Annotated in this window: 12 protein-coding genes, 5 tRNA genes and 1 rRNA gene; 1 reads left to right on the forward strand and 17 read right to left on the reverse strand. The window is 31.5% G+C overall.

Features of this window, described 5'->3' with window-relative positions:
• Positions 1 to 59: 59 nt before the first annotated feature.
• Together B8978_RS18180 and rrf are read right to left on the reverse strand one after the other, a co-directional pair.
• Positions 60 to 136: transfer RNA gene (locus B8978_RS18180), tRNA-Ile, on the reverse strand.
• Between the two features lie 2 nt (positions 137 to 138).
• Positions 139 to 255 (reverse strand): 5S ribosomal RNA (gene rrf, locus B8978_RS18185).
• 236 nt (positions 256 to 491) lie between these two features.
• On the opposite strand from rrf, the gene B8978_RS19975 reads away from it, so the two are divergent.
• On the forward strand, positions 492 to 647 hold the full coding sequence (locus B8978_RS19975; RefSeq protein ID WP_176212750.1) for a hypothetical protein: 156 nt from the start codon (positions 492 to 494) through the stop codon (positions 645 to 647).
• A 236-nt stretch (positions 648 to 883) separates the two neighbouring features.
• On the opposite strand, the gene murD is transcribed toward B8978_RS19975, so the two are convergent.
• The 15 genes from murD to B8978_RS18260 form a co-directional block, all read right to left on the reverse strand.
• Positions 884 to 2,263, reverse strand: a complete 1,380-nt coding sequence (gene murD, locus B8978_RS18190; RefSeq protein WP_084117711.1) for a UDP-N-acetylmuramoyl-L-alanine--D-glutamate ligase — start codon at positions 2,261 to 2,263, stop codon at positions 884 to 886.
• A gap of 431 nt (positions 2,264 to 2,694) precedes the next feature.
• Positions 2,695 to 4,089 (reverse strand): glycine--tRNA ligase, encoded by a 1,395-nt coding sequence (locus B8978_RS18195; RefSeq protein ID WP_084117712.1) that lies wholly within the window; start codon positions 4,087 to 4,089, stop codon positions 2,695 to 2,697.
• Positions 4,090 to 4,367: 278 nt separating this feature from the next.
• Positions 4,368 to 4,442: transfer RNA gene (locus B8978_RS18200), tRNA-Asn, on the reverse strand.
• A gap of 425 nt (positions 4,443 to 4,867) precedes the next feature.
• Complete coding sequence (lysS, locus tag B8978_RS18205) at positions 4,868 to 6,406, reverse strand: lysine--tRNA ligase (RefSeq protein ID WP_084117713.1); 1,539 nt, start codon at positions 6,404 to 6,406, stop codon at positions 4,868 to 4,870.
• 16 nt (positions 6,407 to 6,422) lie between these two features.
• Positions 6,423 to 6,905: a transcription elongation factor GreA gene (gene greA, locus B8978_RS18210; protein ID WP_084117714.1), complete on the reverse strand. Its 483-nt coding sequence runs from the start codon at positions 6,903 to 6,905 to the stop codon at positions 6,423 to 6,425.
• A gap of 213 nt (positions 6,906 to 7,118) precedes the next feature.
• Entirely contained in the window at positions 7,119 to 8,084 is a 966-nt protein-coding gene (gene dusB, locus B8978_RS18215; protein WP_084117715.1) for a tRNA dihydrouridine synthase DusB, read from the reverse strand.
• Positions 8,085 to 8,092: 8 nt separating this feature from the next.
• Positions 8,093 to 8,872, reverse strand: coding sequence for a type III pantothenate kinase (locus tag B8978_RS18220; protein ID WP_084117716.1), 780 nt, complete (start codon positions 8,870 to 8,872; stop codon positions 8,093 to 8,095).
• A gap of 111 nt (positions 8,873 to 8,983) precedes the next feature.
• Positions 8,984 to 10,654: a formate--tetrahydrofolate ligase gene (locus tag B8978_RS18225; RefSeq protein ID WP_084117717.1), complete on the reverse strand. Its 1,671-nt coding sequence runs from the start codon at positions 10,652 to 10,654 to the stop codon at positions 8,984 to 8,986.
• 129 nt (positions 10,655 to 10,783) lie between these two features.
• A complete protein-coding gene (gene ftsH / locus B8978_RS18230; RefSeq protein WP_084117718.1) occupies positions 10,784 to 12,583 on the reverse strand; it encodes an ATP-dependent zinc metalloprotease FtsH in 1,800 nt (599 codons plus the stop codon).
• Between the two features lie 77 nt (positions 12,584 to 12,660).
• Positions 12,661 to 13,197, reverse strand: a complete 537-nt coding sequence (gene hpt, locus B8978_RS18235; protein WP_084117719.1) for a hypoxanthine phosphoribosyltransferase — start codon at positions 13,195 to 13,197, stop codon at positions 12,661 to 12,663.
• A complete protein-coding gene (tilS, locus tag B8978_RS18240) occupies positions 13,197 to 14,579 on the reverse strand; it encodes a tRNA lysidine(34) synthetase TilS (protein WP_084117720.1) in 1,383 nt (460 codons plus the stop codon). Before tilS ends, hpt begins: the two co-directional genes overlap by 1 nt.
• 110 nt (positions 14,580 to 14,689) lie before the next feature.
• Positions 14,690 to 17,074: a stage II sporulation protein E gene (gene spoIIE / locus B8978_RS18245; protein WP_084117721.1), complete on the reverse strand. Its 2,385-nt coding sequence runs from the start codon at positions 17,072 to 17,074 to the stop codon at positions 14,690 to 14,692.
• A 232-nt stretch (positions 17,075 to 17,306) separates the two neighbouring features.
• Positions 17,307 to 17,383 (reverse strand) — tRNA-Met (locus B8978_RS18250).
• Positions 17,384 to 17,388: 5 nt separating this feature from the next.
• Positions 17,389 to 17,464 (reverse strand) — tRNA-Met (locus B8978_RS18255).
• 6 nt (positions 17,465 to 17,470) lie between these two features.
• A tRNA-Leu gene (locus B8978_RS18260) sits at positions 17,471 to 17,560 on the reverse strand.
• Between the last annotated feature and the right edge of the window lie 8 nt (positions 17,561 to 17,568).

Below are 17,568 nucleotides of genomic sequence, written 5' to 3' on the forward strand. Positions count from 1 at the left end.
GAACTCTTGACCCTCTGCGTGCAAGGCAGATGCTCTCCCAACTGAGCTATACCCCCATATGGTGGACCTTCAGGGACTCGAACCCCAGACCGACCGGTTATGAGCCGGTTGCTCTAACCAACTGAGCTAAAGATCCATACCTGGCAACGACTTACTCTTCCACAGGGCTGCCCCTGCAGTACCATCAGCGCTTTAGAGCTTAACCTTCGTGTTCGGAATGGAAACGGGTGTTGCCTCTAAGCCATAATTACCAGATTTTCATTGATATAATAGCTCTTAAATAAGAGCGACTACAGTTAATAATTATAAATGGGTTTGTGCCTTTTGTCAACTATTCTTATCTACTTTTTTTCATTTTTTATAATAATTTTTAACATTCATACATATTAAGTTTGCTTATGATTAATAGTTATATATTTTGAAGTAAGTTGGTTAAAGATTTTCATCATAGCTAAAGCTAGATGAAAAGATTAAAGAAAGCCTTCGGCTAGATGGAAGAATTGACGATGCTAAAGCCGCCAAAGGTGAGAGAAGTTACTTACGTAACAGGCAAAGGAAATTTTTCCTCCTACGTCAGAAAATCAATGAATTTATATGTCTTAATATCTAAATACAACTCTACTATATATTTTAACCGTAGGTTTTAGTTTTAGGCGTAGCCTTTGGTGCCCATATCCTAATTTGATATGATAACAATACCTAGCTTTTGATCCTTACCCTTAATTCTCTCACCATTAACGGCATTACCGTTAATTCTTCAATTTTGCCACTCTGGCAATCTTTCACCCTTTTACTCACGTAGTAGAGTAAAATTCTTTAGTCTTTACTTCGCAATTTCTAACTATTACGAATAACCTTAGTTTATTTAAAGCAAAAACATATCTTACTTTAAACTCCTTATTAGTTCTTTAAACTCATTTCCTCTAGCCTCAAAATTTGGGTACAAGTCAAAACTAGCACAAGCTGGTGAAAGTGTGACAATATCTCCTGGCTTTGCCTCTTCTTTAGAAATCTTAGCTGCCTCTTCTAAACTACTAGCTCTAAAAATTGGTAAATCAATATGTTTTTCTTCAATAACTTTATTAAATATCTTTTCTAACTTGTCTGCTGTTGCACCTACTAATATAACCTTCTTTATCATTTTATATCCTTCTTCAACTAAAGGTTCTAAAGGTATATGTTTATCGTATCCTCCAGCTATTAGGATTACAGGTTGTTCGAAGGCTCTAATACTTGCTAGAGTTCTCGTAGGACTTGTTGCTATAGAATCATTATAATATTTTACACCATTAATCTCTTTTATAAGTTCAGACCTATGTTCTACCCCACAAAAGGTAGTTGCAACTTTTCTCATGCTTTCAATGCTTACATCATCTATAGTTGCACAAAAAGCAGCAAGATAGTTTTCCACATTATGCATGCCCCTTATAACTATGTCCTCTTTTTTACATACAAATTTATTATTTACATAAAGTTTTTCATCTTCATAATACGCACCACTTTCAATCTTGTTCTTAGTGCTAAATTTTCTTACTTTTGTTTTTACTTCACTTATCATTGATCTTGTTATTTCGTTATCTAGATTAAATATTGTTATTCCATCTGCGTCTTGAAATTTGAATATGTTTTTTTTAGCATTTATATACTCTTCCATATCCTTATGAATATCTAAATGATTTGGGCTAAGATTTGTAACAATAGCTACCTCAGGAGATACATCCATAGTCATAAGCTGAAAACTTGAGAGTTCCAGAACAACCCTATCATTTTTTTCTATCTCCTCAATTTTTGAAAATAAAGGTGTTCCTATATTTCCTCCAACCCAGGTTTTATATCCTTCTTCTTTTAAAATATTGTATATAAGTGTTGTAGTAGTTGTTTTTCCGTCACTTCCAGTTACTCCTATTACTTTAGCTGGACAATATTTAACAAACTCCTCCATTTCAGAAGTAATATACGTTCCTTCTTGCTTTGCTTTTGTAAATGCAGGACTATCTATCCTCATTGAAGGTGTTTTAAATATTACATCATATCCATGTAACTGTTCTAAATAATCCTCTCCGACTGCTAATAGAACGCCCAAATTTTCCAACTCTTTTGCTACATCACCTATTTGTTCTTTATCTTTTTTATCAAAGGCAGTTACATTTGCTCCTAATGCAATAAGATATTTAATTAAAGGCCTATTACTGATTCCAATACCAACTACCGCCGTTTTTTTACCTTTTATATACTTTTTAAATTCATCGAAATTACTTTTCATAATTACCTCCTGTATTTATATATATAATTTTTAATTATTAATCTCATCATAAAATCACACAACCACAGTTATAATCATTATCTATTTTTTAATTATATCACTTTACGTAATATAATAAACATACCAATTATGTATGTCGAAATTATTAGAATTCATTAAATTTTAAAACTTTTATGTATGGTATTGCAAAACATAACTTTAATATGATATACTAATGACGTGCCGTAAGGAAAACATTAATATAATTCCCCAAGTTTTAATTGAACATATAACATATCCCCATGATTAAACCCTATTTTAGTCGGATGTATATCCGGCTATTTTTTTATTTAAGCACATGAGAAAACATATTGGGTCAATACCTAGTATGCTTTTCTCATGTGCTTTATATTTTGTAATCAGCCATCATATTTTGGCTTATAATTTATTCTTTAAATTTCTAACTTGTTTTCTATGAATTCATCTAATTCATCTATTTTAATTCTTATTTGATCCATTGTATCTCTATCTCTTATTGTAACTGTCTCATCTTCTAAAGTGTCAAAGTCTACAGTAATACAAAAAGGTGTTCCTATTTCGTCTTCTCTTCTATATCTCTTTCCTATACTTCCTGCTTCATCATAGTCTATATTGAATTTTTTGCTTAAAAGACTATATACATCAAGTGCTTTTTCTGAAAGTTTTTTACTTAAAGGAAGCACTGCTGCTTTAAATGGTGCTAAAGCAGGATGGAAATGAAGAACATTTCTAACTTCTTCTGTGCCTTCTACTTTTTCTTCATCATATGCATCAACTAAAAATGCTAGTGTTACTCTATCTGCTCCAAGAGATGGTTCTATTACATATGGAATATATTTTTCATTAGTAGTTGGATCAAGGTAACTTAAATCCTGTCCTGAATGTTCAGAATGCTTTTTTAAATCATAGTCTGTTCTATCAGCTATTCCCCATAATTCTCCCCATCCAAAAGGAAATTTGTATTCAATATCACATGTAGCCTTACTATAAAAACTTAGTTCTTCTTTTTCATGATTTCTCATTCTTAAATTGTCTTTATTAACCCCAAAGTTTAAAAGGAAATTAAAGCAATATTCTTTCCAATAATCAAACCATTCTAAATCTGTATTAGGTTTGCAAAAGAATTCAAGCTCCATTTGTTCAAATTCTCTAATTCTAAAAATAAAATTTCCCGGTGTTATCTCATTTCTAAATGATTTACCTATTTGGCCTATTCCAAATGGTACTTTCTTTCTTGAAGTTCTTTGAACACTTTTAAAGTTTACAAATATACCTTGTGCTGTTTCAGGTCTTAAATAAACTTCTGCCTTAGCATCTTCAGTTACTCCTTGAAATGTTTTATACATAAGATTAAAATTTCTTATATCTGTGAAGTTAGTTTTTCCACAGCTAGGACAAGCTATGTGATTATCATCTATATACTTCTTAAGCTTTTCATTAGACCATCCATCAGCACTTGCTTTCTCTACTCCTTGTGCTGTCATATGGTCTTCTATAAGTTTATCTGCTCTATATCTTGTTTTACATTCTTTACAATCCATAAGTGGATCTGAAAATCCTCCTATATGTCCTGTGGCAACCCATACTTCTTTATTCATAAGTATGGCGCTATCAATACCTACGTTATACGGACTTTCCTGTATAAATTTCTTCCACCAAAGTTTTTTTATATTATTTTTTAGCTCTACACCTAAAGGACCATAATCCCATGAATTTGCAAGTCCACCATATATCTCAGACCCAGGGAATACAAAACCTCTGTTTTTAGCAAGTGCTACTATTTTATCCATCGTTTTTTCAACAGCCATAATTTAACCTCCTATATATTTTTATATATAAAAAAGACTAATACCTCTAAGGGACGAAATTTAACTTCCGCGGTTCCACCCTTATTGGCATTAGCCCTACTTTATCTCTCTACACTCAAAAGCTCCATTCACCATAAAAGTTTGAGCATTTCCACCAAATAACATGCCCTCTCTTTAAAACTCTTAAAGCTACTACTCTTTATCATTGTGTTTTTATTCATTTGAAGAATGTTTCTATTATAACATAAAAATCATATGTACTATACAAAAAACAAAAATGGCTCCGCGAAAAGGATTCGAACCTTCAACCTATCGGTTAACAGCCGAGTGCTCCACCGTTGAGCTATCGCGGAATGACCACATCTATTATTATACCAACTTTTTAAAATTATGCAAGCTTTTTTTTATCTTTTATGATAATTTATAATTTATATCACAATATGAAGAGATTACAAAGCAACTGGTTAAAGATTTTTCCTATATTACGTGAGTAAAAAGGTGAAAGATTGCCAGAGTGGGAAGATTAAAAGATTAACGGTAATGCTGATAATGGTGAGAGAATTTGCTTTCAGCAAAAGGTTTAGGATGATTTTTCTACGTATGAGGAAAATTTTCCTTTACCTGTTATGTAAGTAACTTCTCTCACCTTTGACGGCCCTGGCATCATCAAATCTTTCATCTAGTCGAAGGCTTTCTTTAACCTTTTTATCTAGCTTTAGCTATGATAAAATTCTTTAGTCTTTACTTCGCACTTTATCACTAATACGCCAAAAAATTATTACGCTAGTGGTTTCATTGTTGGGAATAATAATACATCTCTTATAGAATAAGAATCTGTTAATAACATTATAAGTCTATCTACACCCATTCCCATTCCACCTGTAGGTGGCATACCTATCTCAAGTGAGTTAAGAAAATCTTCATCCATAACATATGCTTCATCGTCACCAAGTTCTCTTTCCTTTAACTGTTGAAGGAATCTTTGTCTTTGGACAATTGGATCGTTTAATTCAGAATAAGCGTTACATAACTCTCTTCCAAATACAAAACCTTCAAATCTCTCTGTAAACGCTTCATTACCTCTCTTCTTTTTAGTAAGAGGTGATATCTCTACAGGATAATCATAGATAAATGTAGGTTGAATTAACTTTTCTTCGCCATAAGCTTCAAAGAATTCATTTAATATATCACCCTTTGTACAGTCCTCTAGCTTCTTTTTAAATTGTAGTCCTTTTTCCTTAGCAATGTTTCTTGCTTCTTCATCTGTTTTAATTTCATTAAAATCTACGCCAGAATATTCTTTTACTGCATCAACCATAGTAACTCTTCTCCATGGCGGGGTAAAATCTATTTCAGTTTCTTGATATGTTATTTTTGTTGTTCCAAGAACCTTATTACAAATGTAAGCAACCATATTTTCTGTTATTTCCATCATATCATTATAATCAGCATATGCTTCATATAACTCAATCATAGTAAATTCAGGATTGTGTCTTACATCAATACCTTCATTTCTAAAATTTTTACCTATTTCATATACCCTTTCAAATCCACCAACAATAAGCCTCTTTAAATATAATTCAGTAGCTATTCTAAGATACATATCTATATTTAAAGCATTATGGTGAGTTTCAAAAGGTTTTGCAGCCGCACCGCCTGCTATAGGTGAAAGTATTGGAGTTTCAACTTCAAGATAATCCTTATTATCTAAAAACTCTCTCATTGCCTTAATTATAGCTGTCCTCTTAAAAAATGTGTCTCTAACCTCAGGATTAATGATAAGATCTACGTATCTCTGTCTGTATCTTAAATCAGGATCTTTTAATCCGTGGAACTTTTCAGGAAGTGGCTTTAAAGATTTAGATAACAATTCAAAATCAGTAATGTGTATACTTACTTCCTCTGTTTTTGTTTTGAAAACTCTTCCAGTTATAGATACAAAATCGCCTATATCAAATGTTTTATAAGTTTTTAATTTTTCTTCGCCTACATCATCAATTTTTATATAAAGTTGAATTTTCCCATATTTATCATGAACATCAGAGAATCCAGCTTTACCATGAACCCTTTTGGACATAAGTCTTCCTGCTACAGTTACTTCTTTTCCTTCAAGTTCATCATACTTTTCTTTTATAACATTAGATGTATGTGTTCTATTAACCTTGTAAACATCAAAAGGATCTTTTCCTTGAGCTTGGAGATCTGAAAGTTTCTGCCTTCTTTCTTTAAGCAAATCATTCATTTCTTTTTCAGCTCTTGCCTGAAGCTTTTGTGCCTTTATCTCCTCTTTTGTCAACTGCTTTTCTTCATTAGACATTTTTTATTCCTCCATATTATGGTCTTGTTATATTTAATATTCCAAACTTTAATACACCGTCTGGTACCTGTGCTTCTACTATATCTCCAACTTTTTTACCCATAAGTGCACTTCCAACTGGAGATTCATTTGAAATTTTATTTTCGATAGGATCAGCTTCTGCAGATCCTACTATTAAGAATTCAACTTCTTCATCAAATTCATAATCTTTAACTTTAACTAAAGATCCTATATTTACAATGTCTTTTACTATTTCTGACTCATCAACAATAGTAGCATTTTTAAGCATATTTTCTATTTGGATAATTCTTCCTTCCAAAAATGCTTGATCATTTTTTGCTTCATCATATTCGGAGTTTTCACTTAAATCTCCAAATGAAAGAGCTACCTTTATTTTTTCAGTAACTTCTTTTCTTCTTGTTGTTTTTAAATAATCTAATTCATCCTCTAATTTTTTTATTCCCTCATAAGTCATAACATATTTTTTTGTTTCGCTCATTTAACTTCTCCCCTTCTGATTTCATATAACGTACCAATAAGGTATACTGTACTTTAATAAAAATAAAGACCACTATTTTACATGCAGTCATTTTAGTAATTATAGAACAGCCCCTTTAGGTTGTCAATAATTTGTGCTAAAACATCCAAATTTTAAATATCATTACATAAATTTTATTCTGAATATACAAATTTATAACACAATTTTTTATTTTTATATTAACTCATCCTTATATTTAAGCAAGATTTCAATTACATTTGCACTTTCTTTTTCATAATTTATTTTATTTTTAATATCAGTAGAGTTCTTTAGTCCTTTTAGATACCAAGCAATCTGTTTTCTCATTTCTCTTACAGCCTTAGCTTCTCCATAATATTCTACTGCTCTCTTAAAGTGTTTTATACTTACATCTATTTTTTCTTTTGGTGATGGTAATTCTATCTTTTCACCTTTTAGTGCTTTATTTATTTGAGTAAAAATCCAAGGATTGCCTTGTGCACCTCTAGCAACCATTATTCCATCACAACCGGTTTCTTTAGTTATATTTATAGCATCTTCTGCTGAAAACACATCACCATTACCTATTACAGGTATATTAACCGCTTGTTTTACTTTTCTTATTATATCCCAATCCGCTTTTCCTTCATACATTTGTTGTCTAGTCCTACCATGGATAGCTATGGCATCTGCTCCTGCTTCCTCCATAATTTTGGCAAAATCAACGGCATTAATATTATCGTTATCAAATCCTTTTCTAAATTTCACGGTTACAGGTTTAGATGATGCTTTTTTTACTTCTCTAACTATTTCATAAGCTAATTTAGGATTTTTCATAAGTGCAGAGCCATCACCATTTTTAACTATTTTAGGTGCTGGACAGCCCATATTTATATCTATTATGCATATATCTTTATTATCATTAAAATAATCACAGGCTTTAGCCATTACTAATGGTTCGCTACCAAAAATTTGCACTGCCACAGGCGCTTCTTCTTGTGATACTTTTAACAATTCCTTTGTATTCTCACTTTCATAATAAAGTGCTTTAGCACTTACCATTTCTGTATAAACAAGACCACAGCCCATTTCTTTACAGATGCTTCTAAATATTATATCTGTGACTCCTGCCATTGGTGCAAGGAACACACTGTTATCAAACTCAAGATTTGAAATTTTCATCAAACCACCTACTTTTTGTTCTTCTCATATATAATTCTTAATCCCTCTAATGTTAAAAACGGATTTACTAATTCTACATTTTTTGACTCTTCACTTATAAGTTTTGCAAGACCTCCAGTAGACACAACTAATATATCTTCTTCACCTAAAGCTAACATCTCATTTTTCATTTTATCAACAATATAATCTACTTGACCAATATATCCATATACAATTCCTGCTTGCATACTTGTAACTGTGTTTTTACAAATTACCTCGCTTGGCTTAAGCAATTCTACTCTTGGAAGTTTAGCTGCCTTTTGAAAAAGTGCATCTGAAGATATTTTTATTCCAGGACAAATAGCTCCCCCTAAATAATCTCCATTTTTTCTTACAGCACAAAATGTTGTTGCAGTTCCAAAGTCTATTATAATTAGACTCTTCTTATATATTTCATGGGCTGCTACTGCATTTACAATTCTGTCAGCTCCAACTTCTCTTGGATTATCGTATTTGACATTTATACCTGTTTTAACACCAGGTCCAACTACTAATGGATCCATTTTAAAATATTTTCTCACCATATGTTCCAAAGAATACATAACAGTTGGAACAACTGAAGAAATTATAACTCCATCAATTTGACTTATTTCAATACGAGCTATTGTAAACAGATTTAAAAATTGTATTCCATATTCATCTGCTGACCTAATCATCTGAGTTGAAATTCTCCATTCAGTAACAAGCTCTTTTTTATCATAAACACCAATTACAATATTAGTGTTGCCTACATCTAGAACTAAAATCACAGCAATACACCCCTTAAAATTATAAGAGCGGCTTTTAAAAGCCACCCTTTATTGAAAGTCTAAAAATACAATAGTTTCATTTTAACAATTTAATTTTATTTGGTCAAGTATTTAAAATAGTCCTACTATTGATCCGTCTTCATTTATATCCATTCTCTCAGCAGCTGGTTTTTTAGGAAGTCCTGGCATAGTCATAACATTTCCTGTTAAAACCACAATAAACCCTGCTCCATTAGATACCTTTACTTCTCTTACAGTAATCTTAAATCCACTAGGTCTAGCAAGTAATGCTGGATTGTCTGAAAGTGAATATTGCGTTTTTGCCACACAAATCGGAAGTTTATCTAATTTAAATTTTTCTAATTCAGCAATTTGTTTTTCCGCTGTGGCCACATATGTAACTCCCTCTGCTCCATAAATCTCTCTTGCTATTATATCCAACTTTTCTTTTATCATTAATTTTTCATCATATAAAACTTTAAATTTACTCTCTTCATTTTCTATTGTATTAAGAACCTTACTAGCAAGATCAAGACCACCTTCTGAACCTTTCTCCCAAACTTCAGTTAATGATGCTTTTACTCCTAATTTATCACAATATTCTTCAATGAATTTTAGTTCTTCACTACTATCTGTTACAAACTTATTAATAGCAACAACTACTGGGACTCCATATTTTTTTATATTTTCAATCTGTTTTCCTAAATTTTCTATTCCTATTGAAAGTGCTTCAACATTTGGAACATTTAAATCTTCTTTTTTAACTCCACCATGATGTTTTAATGCCCTTACAGTGGCTACTATTACTGTACAAGCAGGTTTTAATTTTCCATATCTACACTTTATATCGAAGAACTTTTCTGCGCCTAAATCTGCACCAAAACCAGCTTCTGTTATCGTATAATCAGAAAGTTTTAAGGCTATCTTTGTTGCCAATATACTATTACATCCATGAGCAATATTAGCAAATGGTCCACCATGTATTATTGCTGGCGTATTCTCTAAAGTTTGAACTAAATTAGGTCTTATAGCGTCCTTCATAAGAAGTGCAATAGCACCCTGTACATTCAAATCTTTACAATAAACAGGATTTCCATCTAGGTCATATGCAACTAGCACCTTAGAGATTCTTTCTTTTAGATCCATTAGACTATTTGAAAGACATAATATAGCCATTATTTCAGATGCAACTGTTATCATAAAACCATCTTCTCTAGGAAAACCGTTTATTTTTCCACCAAGTCCAACTACAATTTCTCTAAGCGCTCTATCATTCATGTCCATTACTCTTTTAAAAACAATTCTTCTTTGATCTATTCTTAGCAAATTCCCTTGATGTAAATGGTTATCTATAGCTGCACATAAAAGATTGTTTGCTGAAGTTATAGCATGCATATCTCCAGTGAAGTGTAAGTTTATATCTTCCATTGGAACAACCTGTGCAAATCCACCACCTGCTGCCCCTCCTTTTATTCCAAAAACTGGTCCAAGTGATGGTTCTCTAAGTGCTATAATAACATTTTTATTCTTTTTATGTAATGCATCTCCAAGCCCTACCGTAACTGTTGATTTTCCTTCACCTGCTGGAGTAGGATTTATTGCTGTTACAAGTATAAGCTTTCCATCTGAACTTTCTTTTTGGTTTTTAAGTACATCTAAAGAAACCTTACATTTGTATTTTCCATATAAATCTATGTCATCTTCTCTTAGTCCAATTTTTTCAGCAATTTTACAAATAGGTTCCATTTTAGCACTTTGTGCAATTTCAATATCAGATTTCATTTGAATACGCCCCTCTTTTTGTTATTTTTATTAACATTTCTACGATTAAATATTATATCATATCATAAGATATTGTTTCTATTGTTATACGTAATAAAAATAGCAGGAATTTAAAATTCCTGCTATTTTTTAGCTATTTGCAAATATTTCTTCAAACTCTTCTGCTTCAAGTTTTTCTTTATCAAGTAGAGCTTCAGCAACAGATTTTAATTTATTCATATTATCTGTAAGCAAGGTTTCTGCTTTTTTATATGCATCTGTTATTAATGTTCTTACTTCTGTATCTATTTGGGATCCAACCTCTTCACTAAAATTTCTATTCTTTCCAAGGTCTCTACCTAAAAATACTTCATCTTGATCTGTTCCAAAAGATATTGGTCCTAAATTATCACTCATCCCATATTCCATAACCATTTTTCTTGCAATACTAGATGCCCTATCAATATCATTTTTGGCGCCAGTACTTATGTCTCCAATAACAAGCTTTTCAGCAACCCTTCCACCAAGAAGTCCTACTATATCATCCTCTAACCTACTTCTAGACATATAAGAAGTATCCTCTGGTAGCTGCATTGTATATCCACCAGCCATTCCTCTTGGTACTATACTGATTTGATGTACAGGTACAGAATTTGGCAAAAGTTTCATTACAACTGCATGACCTGCTTCGTGAAAAGCTGTAAGTCTTCTATCAGCCTCACTGATTACCCTGCTTTTCTTTTCTGGTCCTGCAATTACTCTTGTTATTGCTTCTTCTAATTCTTCCATTCCAATAAGTGTTTTGTTTTTTCTAACAGATAAAAGTGCAGCTTCATTCATTAAATTCTCAAGATCTGCACCAGTAAATCCAGGTGTCCTTTTTGCAAGTATATCCAATTTTACTTCTGCTTCTAAATGTTTATTTTTAGAATGAACTTTAAGAATCTCTTCTCTTCCTTTTACATCTGGAGTTCCAACTAATATTTGTCTATCAAAACGACCTGGTCTTAACAGTGCTCTATCTAATATATCTGGTCTATTTGTGGCAGCTAATATTATTATGCCTTCGTTAATTCCAAATCCATCCATCTCAACTAATAATTGATTAAGTGTCTGTTCTCTTTCATCATGACCGCCACCTAATCCTGCACCTCTTTGTCTACCTACTGCGTCAATTTCATCAATAAACACTATACAAGGCGAACTTTTTTTTGCTTGCTCAAATAAATCTCTTACTCTTGAGGCACCTACTCCAACAAACATCTCAACAAAATCCGAACCAGAAATACTAAAAAACGGTACTCCAGCTTCTCCTGCTACTGCTTTTGCTAATAGTGTTTTACCTGTTCCTGGAGGTCCTACAAGTAACACTCCCTTAGGAATTCTTGCTCCAATATCCAAGTACCTTTTTGGTGCTTTTAAGAAGTCAACTATTTCAGCTAACTCTTCCTTTTCTTCATCAGCTCCAGCTACCTCTTGAAAAGTAACCTTTTGACTGTCTGGCGAAGCCATTTTAGCTTTGCTTTTACCAAAACTCATTACACCTTTTCCGCCGCCACCTTGGGACTGTTGCATAAATACAAACCAAAATACAACCAATAACAAAATCGAAAGTATGCTTGGTAACCAATTCACCCACATAGGTACACTAACTGGTGCAGTATAAGATTCTTCTACATTTCCTTTATTAGGGTTTTCTCCAAGAAATTGAACAAGTCTCTGTGTTGGAGCTACTGATTCAAAACTGGTTCCATCTGTAAACTTTCCATCGATGGTCATATTATCATCTTTCACTTGAAAACTCTTAATTTCATTTGCTATATATTTTTTCTGAAAGACATTAAAAGTTATTTCATTACTACTTTTATTATTTTCCATAAGTGTTAATCCTGTAAACGCAACTACAATAAGTACAATAACCCAAATTGTAGCACTTGATATTTTCTTCAATCTAGGCCCCCCTCTCTTTATGAATACGTTAAAATTGTAACATAACAACTATTTGTTTACAATATTATAAAATTTAATTATTTATAAATTTCTTCTTTTAAACTTCCTATAAAAGGAAGATTCCTATATTTTTCAGCAAAATCCAATCCATAGCCTACAAGAAAATAATCAGGAACACTAAATCCATAATATTTAGGAACAATTTCTACTTTTCTTCTGCTAGGCTTATTAAGTAATGTTACTATTTCTATGCTCTTTGGTTTTCTAGCTTTTAAATAATTGTTAAGATAGGACAAGGTTACTCCAGTGTCTATTATATCTTCCACTATAATAACATTCTCTCCTTCTATTGAGGAATCCAAATCCTTAATAATCTTAACTATACCTGTTGATTCCGTGGAGTTTCCGTAGCTTGATACAGCCATAAAATCCATAGTACATGGTATATCTATTTCTTTCATAAGATCTGAGAGGAATATGACTGAACCTTTTAAAATTCCAACTAAAATAGGATTTTTATCTTTATACTCAATACTAATTTGCCTTCCTATTTCTTTTACCTTATTCTTTATTTCTAGCTCTGTTAGCACTACCTCTTTTATGTCTTTTTTCATCAGACTTCCTCGCCTTCGTATTTTATTTCCAATATTTGTCTTGTATTTTCCTTAATTGTAAATTTATTACTCATCTTATGCCCAACAATCCAGGCAATTTCGTTATCAAAGCATATAAGAGGTATCTTATCACGAAGATCCCTTTCAATTTTCATGTCAATAAATATATCCTTTAGTTTTTTTGTTCCATTAATACCAATTGGATTAAATCTATCTCCATTTTTTCTGTATCTTAGTGTCACCTTCCCTTTTATATCATCATAACTAAAATACCTAGTAAATTTATTTTCATGGAAATTCATCATTTGATTATTCTCTATTATTCTAAATATAATTTTATTCTTTCCAACCACATTTATTTTATGATAATCAAGTTCATATTCTAGTATATCTTTTTTAGTTTTACAAGTATTATTATATATACTTAAATCCCCATAATTATTACATACTTCTATGTTCTGTGGTAATGAAACAAACGTTCCAGTTTTACCTTTTTGTGCTTTAATTATATCCAAAATATGCTTTTTTTCAAAATTATATGTACTCCCAGTAATATAAGATAGTGCTTTTCTAATTATTCTTGTAACTATTGCCTCATGTTCTAGAAAAGCCTCTTTACTTATTGTAACCTTTTTTTGTTTTTCTTTACAGTATAATTTGTATTTTTCTAAAGAAATACTTTCCATATATTCATAATCTATTTTTAGTGTATCACTTAATCTATTTAACGTCATTATTATATCACTATTAAAATTCTCTTTTATATATGGAATTAATTCTAATCTTATTTTATTTCTTCTATATATATTTTCAAGATTAGTTTTATCTATTCTTGGATTCAATTCATTTTTTCTACAATAATCCTCTATGTCGTCCCTTTTCACCTTTATAAGTGGTCTCACATATATGTTGTCTCTCACAGGTCTTATTCCAACAAGTCCCTCAATTCCCGTTCCTCTCATAATTCTCATTAAAACAGTTTCTGCTTGATCATTAGCATTATGTGCAATAGCAATCTTATCAGCGTTAATTTGCTGCTTTAGGTCATTGAAAAATTTATATCTTGCTTCTCTGCCTGCCATTTCAGATGATATTCCCTTTTCTCTCGATAATCCATTTACATCTACTTTTTTTATAAAAAAATCTATTTTTAAATTTAGACAAAACTGTCTTACATATTCTGCATCCTCATCAGCAGCTTTTCCTCTAATGTTATGATTTAGATGCGCAACTGCAAGTTCTATCTTTAGTTTATCTTTAAGCTCATATAATACTCTAAGCAGACAAATAGAATCCGGACCTCCTGAAACCGCCACTATAACTTTATCTCCCTCATTAAACATGGCATTTTCTCTTATTGTTCTTAGTACCTTATGTAACAATAACAACACTTCCTAATTTTTAATACAACTTTATAATTTATTTATAGATTATAACATATTTATAAATTACCATTCAATGTTTTATCACATAAAACTATTTGCCAAGCCATTTAATATAGGCTATAAACTTTAGATACTATAGCAGTAATGTCATCTTTTGCTTTTCCCTTTCCCATATCAACAGACTTTTTTACAAGTTCCTCCACTAATTTTTTAGGATTATTTCCGTCAGCATTCTTCAAAAAATCTACCACCCAATCAGTTTTAGCAGCATTGTTATTATTAAAGTCTGTCACCCCATCACTTATCATAACTATAATGTCTCCATTTTTAAGTTTCTTTTTAGTCTTTTCAATATCAACTTTATCCAAAACACCAATGGGAAGGGTTTTAGAATTAATTACTTCTACTCTATCCTTACGCTTTATAAAACTTGCAGATGCACCAACCTTCATAAACGAAGCGTATCCAGAATACAAATCCACACTGCATAAATCTACAGTAGAAAATTTTTCATCTTCATTAAATTTAAGAGTCATTATAGAATTGGCACAATTAATTGCAGTTTCTTCACTGAGTCCAGATTCTGAAAATCTTTCAATAAGATCAATAGTAGCCTTGCTTTCTTGGCCGGCATTTGCCCCTGACCCCATTCCATCACTAATTATAATCATATAATTCTCTTCATTTTCTTTTCCAAAACTATAGCTATCTCCATTCTCTTTTTCTCCATGTTTGTTTATTCTACTTACATAAGAAGCTATATGAAATTTGGGAGTTTCCTCAAATTCAATAGTACAAAGTTCTGTACTAGGATCTATCTTACAACCGTCATCACATACACACATACACCTTTCAGAAATAGTATTGATAAGGGGTAATATCTCCTTAACACAAATCTGTCTTCCTCCACAAGCCTTCATAGAAATCTTTACTATGAGACGGTTAAATTTATTATTTAAACACATAACATCACTAAATTTAATTCCTTTTTTATTCAATTCACTTACAATACTACTTTCAATTGCGTAATTAAAGTTAATGCTGCTATCGAATTCTTTATTTATTTCAATGATACTACCAGCAATATTATTTATCTGATTAGCTAAAACTTCCCTGCCTTCACTTAATCTTATTCTCCACATCTCATTCATAATATAATTATTTACTATATCCTCAGTGTTTTTTATCAATGAATTCCTTTTAACGCATTTACGCTCTATTTCATTCGGTATCTTTAATTTATTATCCTGATAATTCGATATAAGCTCTTCAAAAGCTGCATACGTATAATATAATTCTCTTTTCCAGCATATGTTTTTCATGTTACAACTATTACACACTCTATCCGCAAGATTCTCAACAAGTGCACTACTTTTAGTCTTTAGTGCAAGCTTATCATTATCAGCTAAATTATTAAGAATATTACTCATGCTCACAAGTACTCCTGAAAAATTATCTAATCTTCTAATAAATATATTTTTTATTTTGTCCATATAATTTTTTGATATGATATCTTGTTTTGTTTTTAAATTCAGCTCTTCTTCCAATTTGTTAAAAATTCTATTTGGCAATACAAAAAATATGGAGGATGCGATTATTCCTTCTAATGGCCTTAAATAATCCATGTTATTTTCATAGATTATTATTATTAAAAACACAACACTAAATGCTATTGCAGCCAGCCACCTACTGGCATCTTTAAACATTCCGCTTATAAGCCCACATACTCCAAATACCATTACATACAATGACATATTCTTAGTTGCCATTCCAATTATAACACCAACAACTATTCCACTAGCGGACCCTATTGTAAATCCACTTATGTAACTTATACTAATAATTATTAAAAGTGCAGCTACATTTGTAATACTTATATTATAAAAGGCTAGTCCATGAGCACCAGAAACTACTAAAGCTACTACACCTATCATACTTATTATTTCTCCACTATTAAATAAGTGTTTTGTTTTTATATTATTAAAGCATATAATTGAATACTCAGTAATATAATATACTGGCAGGACACATAAAATTTCTAAAATTGAAATTAAAATACTCATACTAATACTAGTTTTCTTTAAAATAACATTGCTTGCTATAAATATACCTAAAATTAAAGTAGAGAATATTACCGTTTTAATTGTATTAGACATCTTGTATATAATCAAACTAACAGCTGTCAAAGCAACTGCTATCAATATATATATATAATAATTAGCTAAAGAATTTTGAAGGGTCAAATATCCAATAACACTTCCTGCTAAACAAGTAAACTTTACCGACTTCTTGGTACTTATTAATATTGACATCAAAAAAGCAATTCCAAATGGTGCTGTTGAATTAATCATTATTACTCTACTTATTAATAACGAAAACGTAAAACAAATTATTAGTTTAACCTCAAACCTATTTAATGACAACCTTCCTATATCATCCTCTTTAGCCTTCTTATTTCTATGATATGTAAAGACTTCAGAATTGTATTGCATGTTAACACTCCCCCTAATGAATAAACTACACTTATTATACCAATGTTAACTGGAATTATTTGTCATAAAGTGATTTCCATAAAATTTTTTTTAGGACATTTATCCCTATAGGGTTTATTTATTCATCAAATTTTAATTCATATAGAAAAACATGGAGTTTTTGTTTGCATTTTAGTAATAAACATTTTTATCATCAAAAAAAACGAAAGAGTCCATACATAAGTATGAACTCTGGTAGCGGAAATAGGACTTGAACCTACGACACTTCGGGTATGAACCGAATGCTCTAGCCAGCTGAGCTATTCCGCCAAATCTGGTTGCGGGGGCAGGACTTGAACCTACGACCTTCGGGTTATGAGCCCGACGAGCTGCCAACTGCTCCACCCCGCGATATTTTGGTGCCGAAGACCGGAATCGAACCGGTACGATGGTTTAAGCATCGCAGGATTTTAAGTCCTGTGCGTCTGCCAGTTCCGCCACTTCGGCTTGTCATC

The organism is Clostridium acidisoli DSM 12555 (assembly GCF_900176305.1).
In the GTDB taxonomy this organism is placed as follows: Bacteria; Bacillota; Clostridia; order Clostridiales; family Clostridiaceae; genus Clostridium_I; species Clostridium_I acidisoli.

Coding starts and splice junctions, on each gene's coding strand:
- B8978_RS19975 (WP_176212750.1), top strand. CDS start 492: ATGGAAGAATTGACGATGCTAAAGCCGCCAAAGGTGAGAGAAGTTACT.
- murD (WP_084117711.1), bottom strand. CDS start 2,263: ATGAAAAGTAATTTCGATGAATTTAAAAAGTATATAAAAGGTAAAAAA.
- B8978_RS18195 (WP_084117712.1), bottom strand. CDS start 4,089: ATGGCTGTTGAAAAAACGATGGATAAAATAGTAGCACTTGCTAAAAAC.
- lysS (WP_084117713.1), bottom strand. CDS start 6,406: ATGTCTAATGAAGAAAAGCAGTTGACAAAAGAGGAGATAAAGGCACAA.
- greA (WP_084117714.1), bottom strand. CDS start 6,905: ATGAGCGAAACAAAAAAATATGTTATGACTTATGAGGGAATAAAAAAA.
- dusB (WP_084117715.1), bottom strand. CDS start 8,084: ATGAAAATTTCAAATCTTGAGTTTGATAACAGTGTGTTCCTTGCACCA.
- B8978_RS18225 (WP_084117717.1), bottom strand. CDS start 10,654: ATGAAATCTGATATTGAAATTGCACAAAGTGCTAAAATGGAACCTATT.
- hpt (WP_084117719.1), bottom strand. CDS start 13,197: ATGAAAAAAGACATAAAAGAGGTAGTGCTAACAGAGCTAGAAATAAAG.
- spoIIE (WP_084117721.1), bottom strand. CDS start 17,074: ATGCAATACAATTCTGAAGTCTTTACATATCATAGAAATAAGAAGGCT.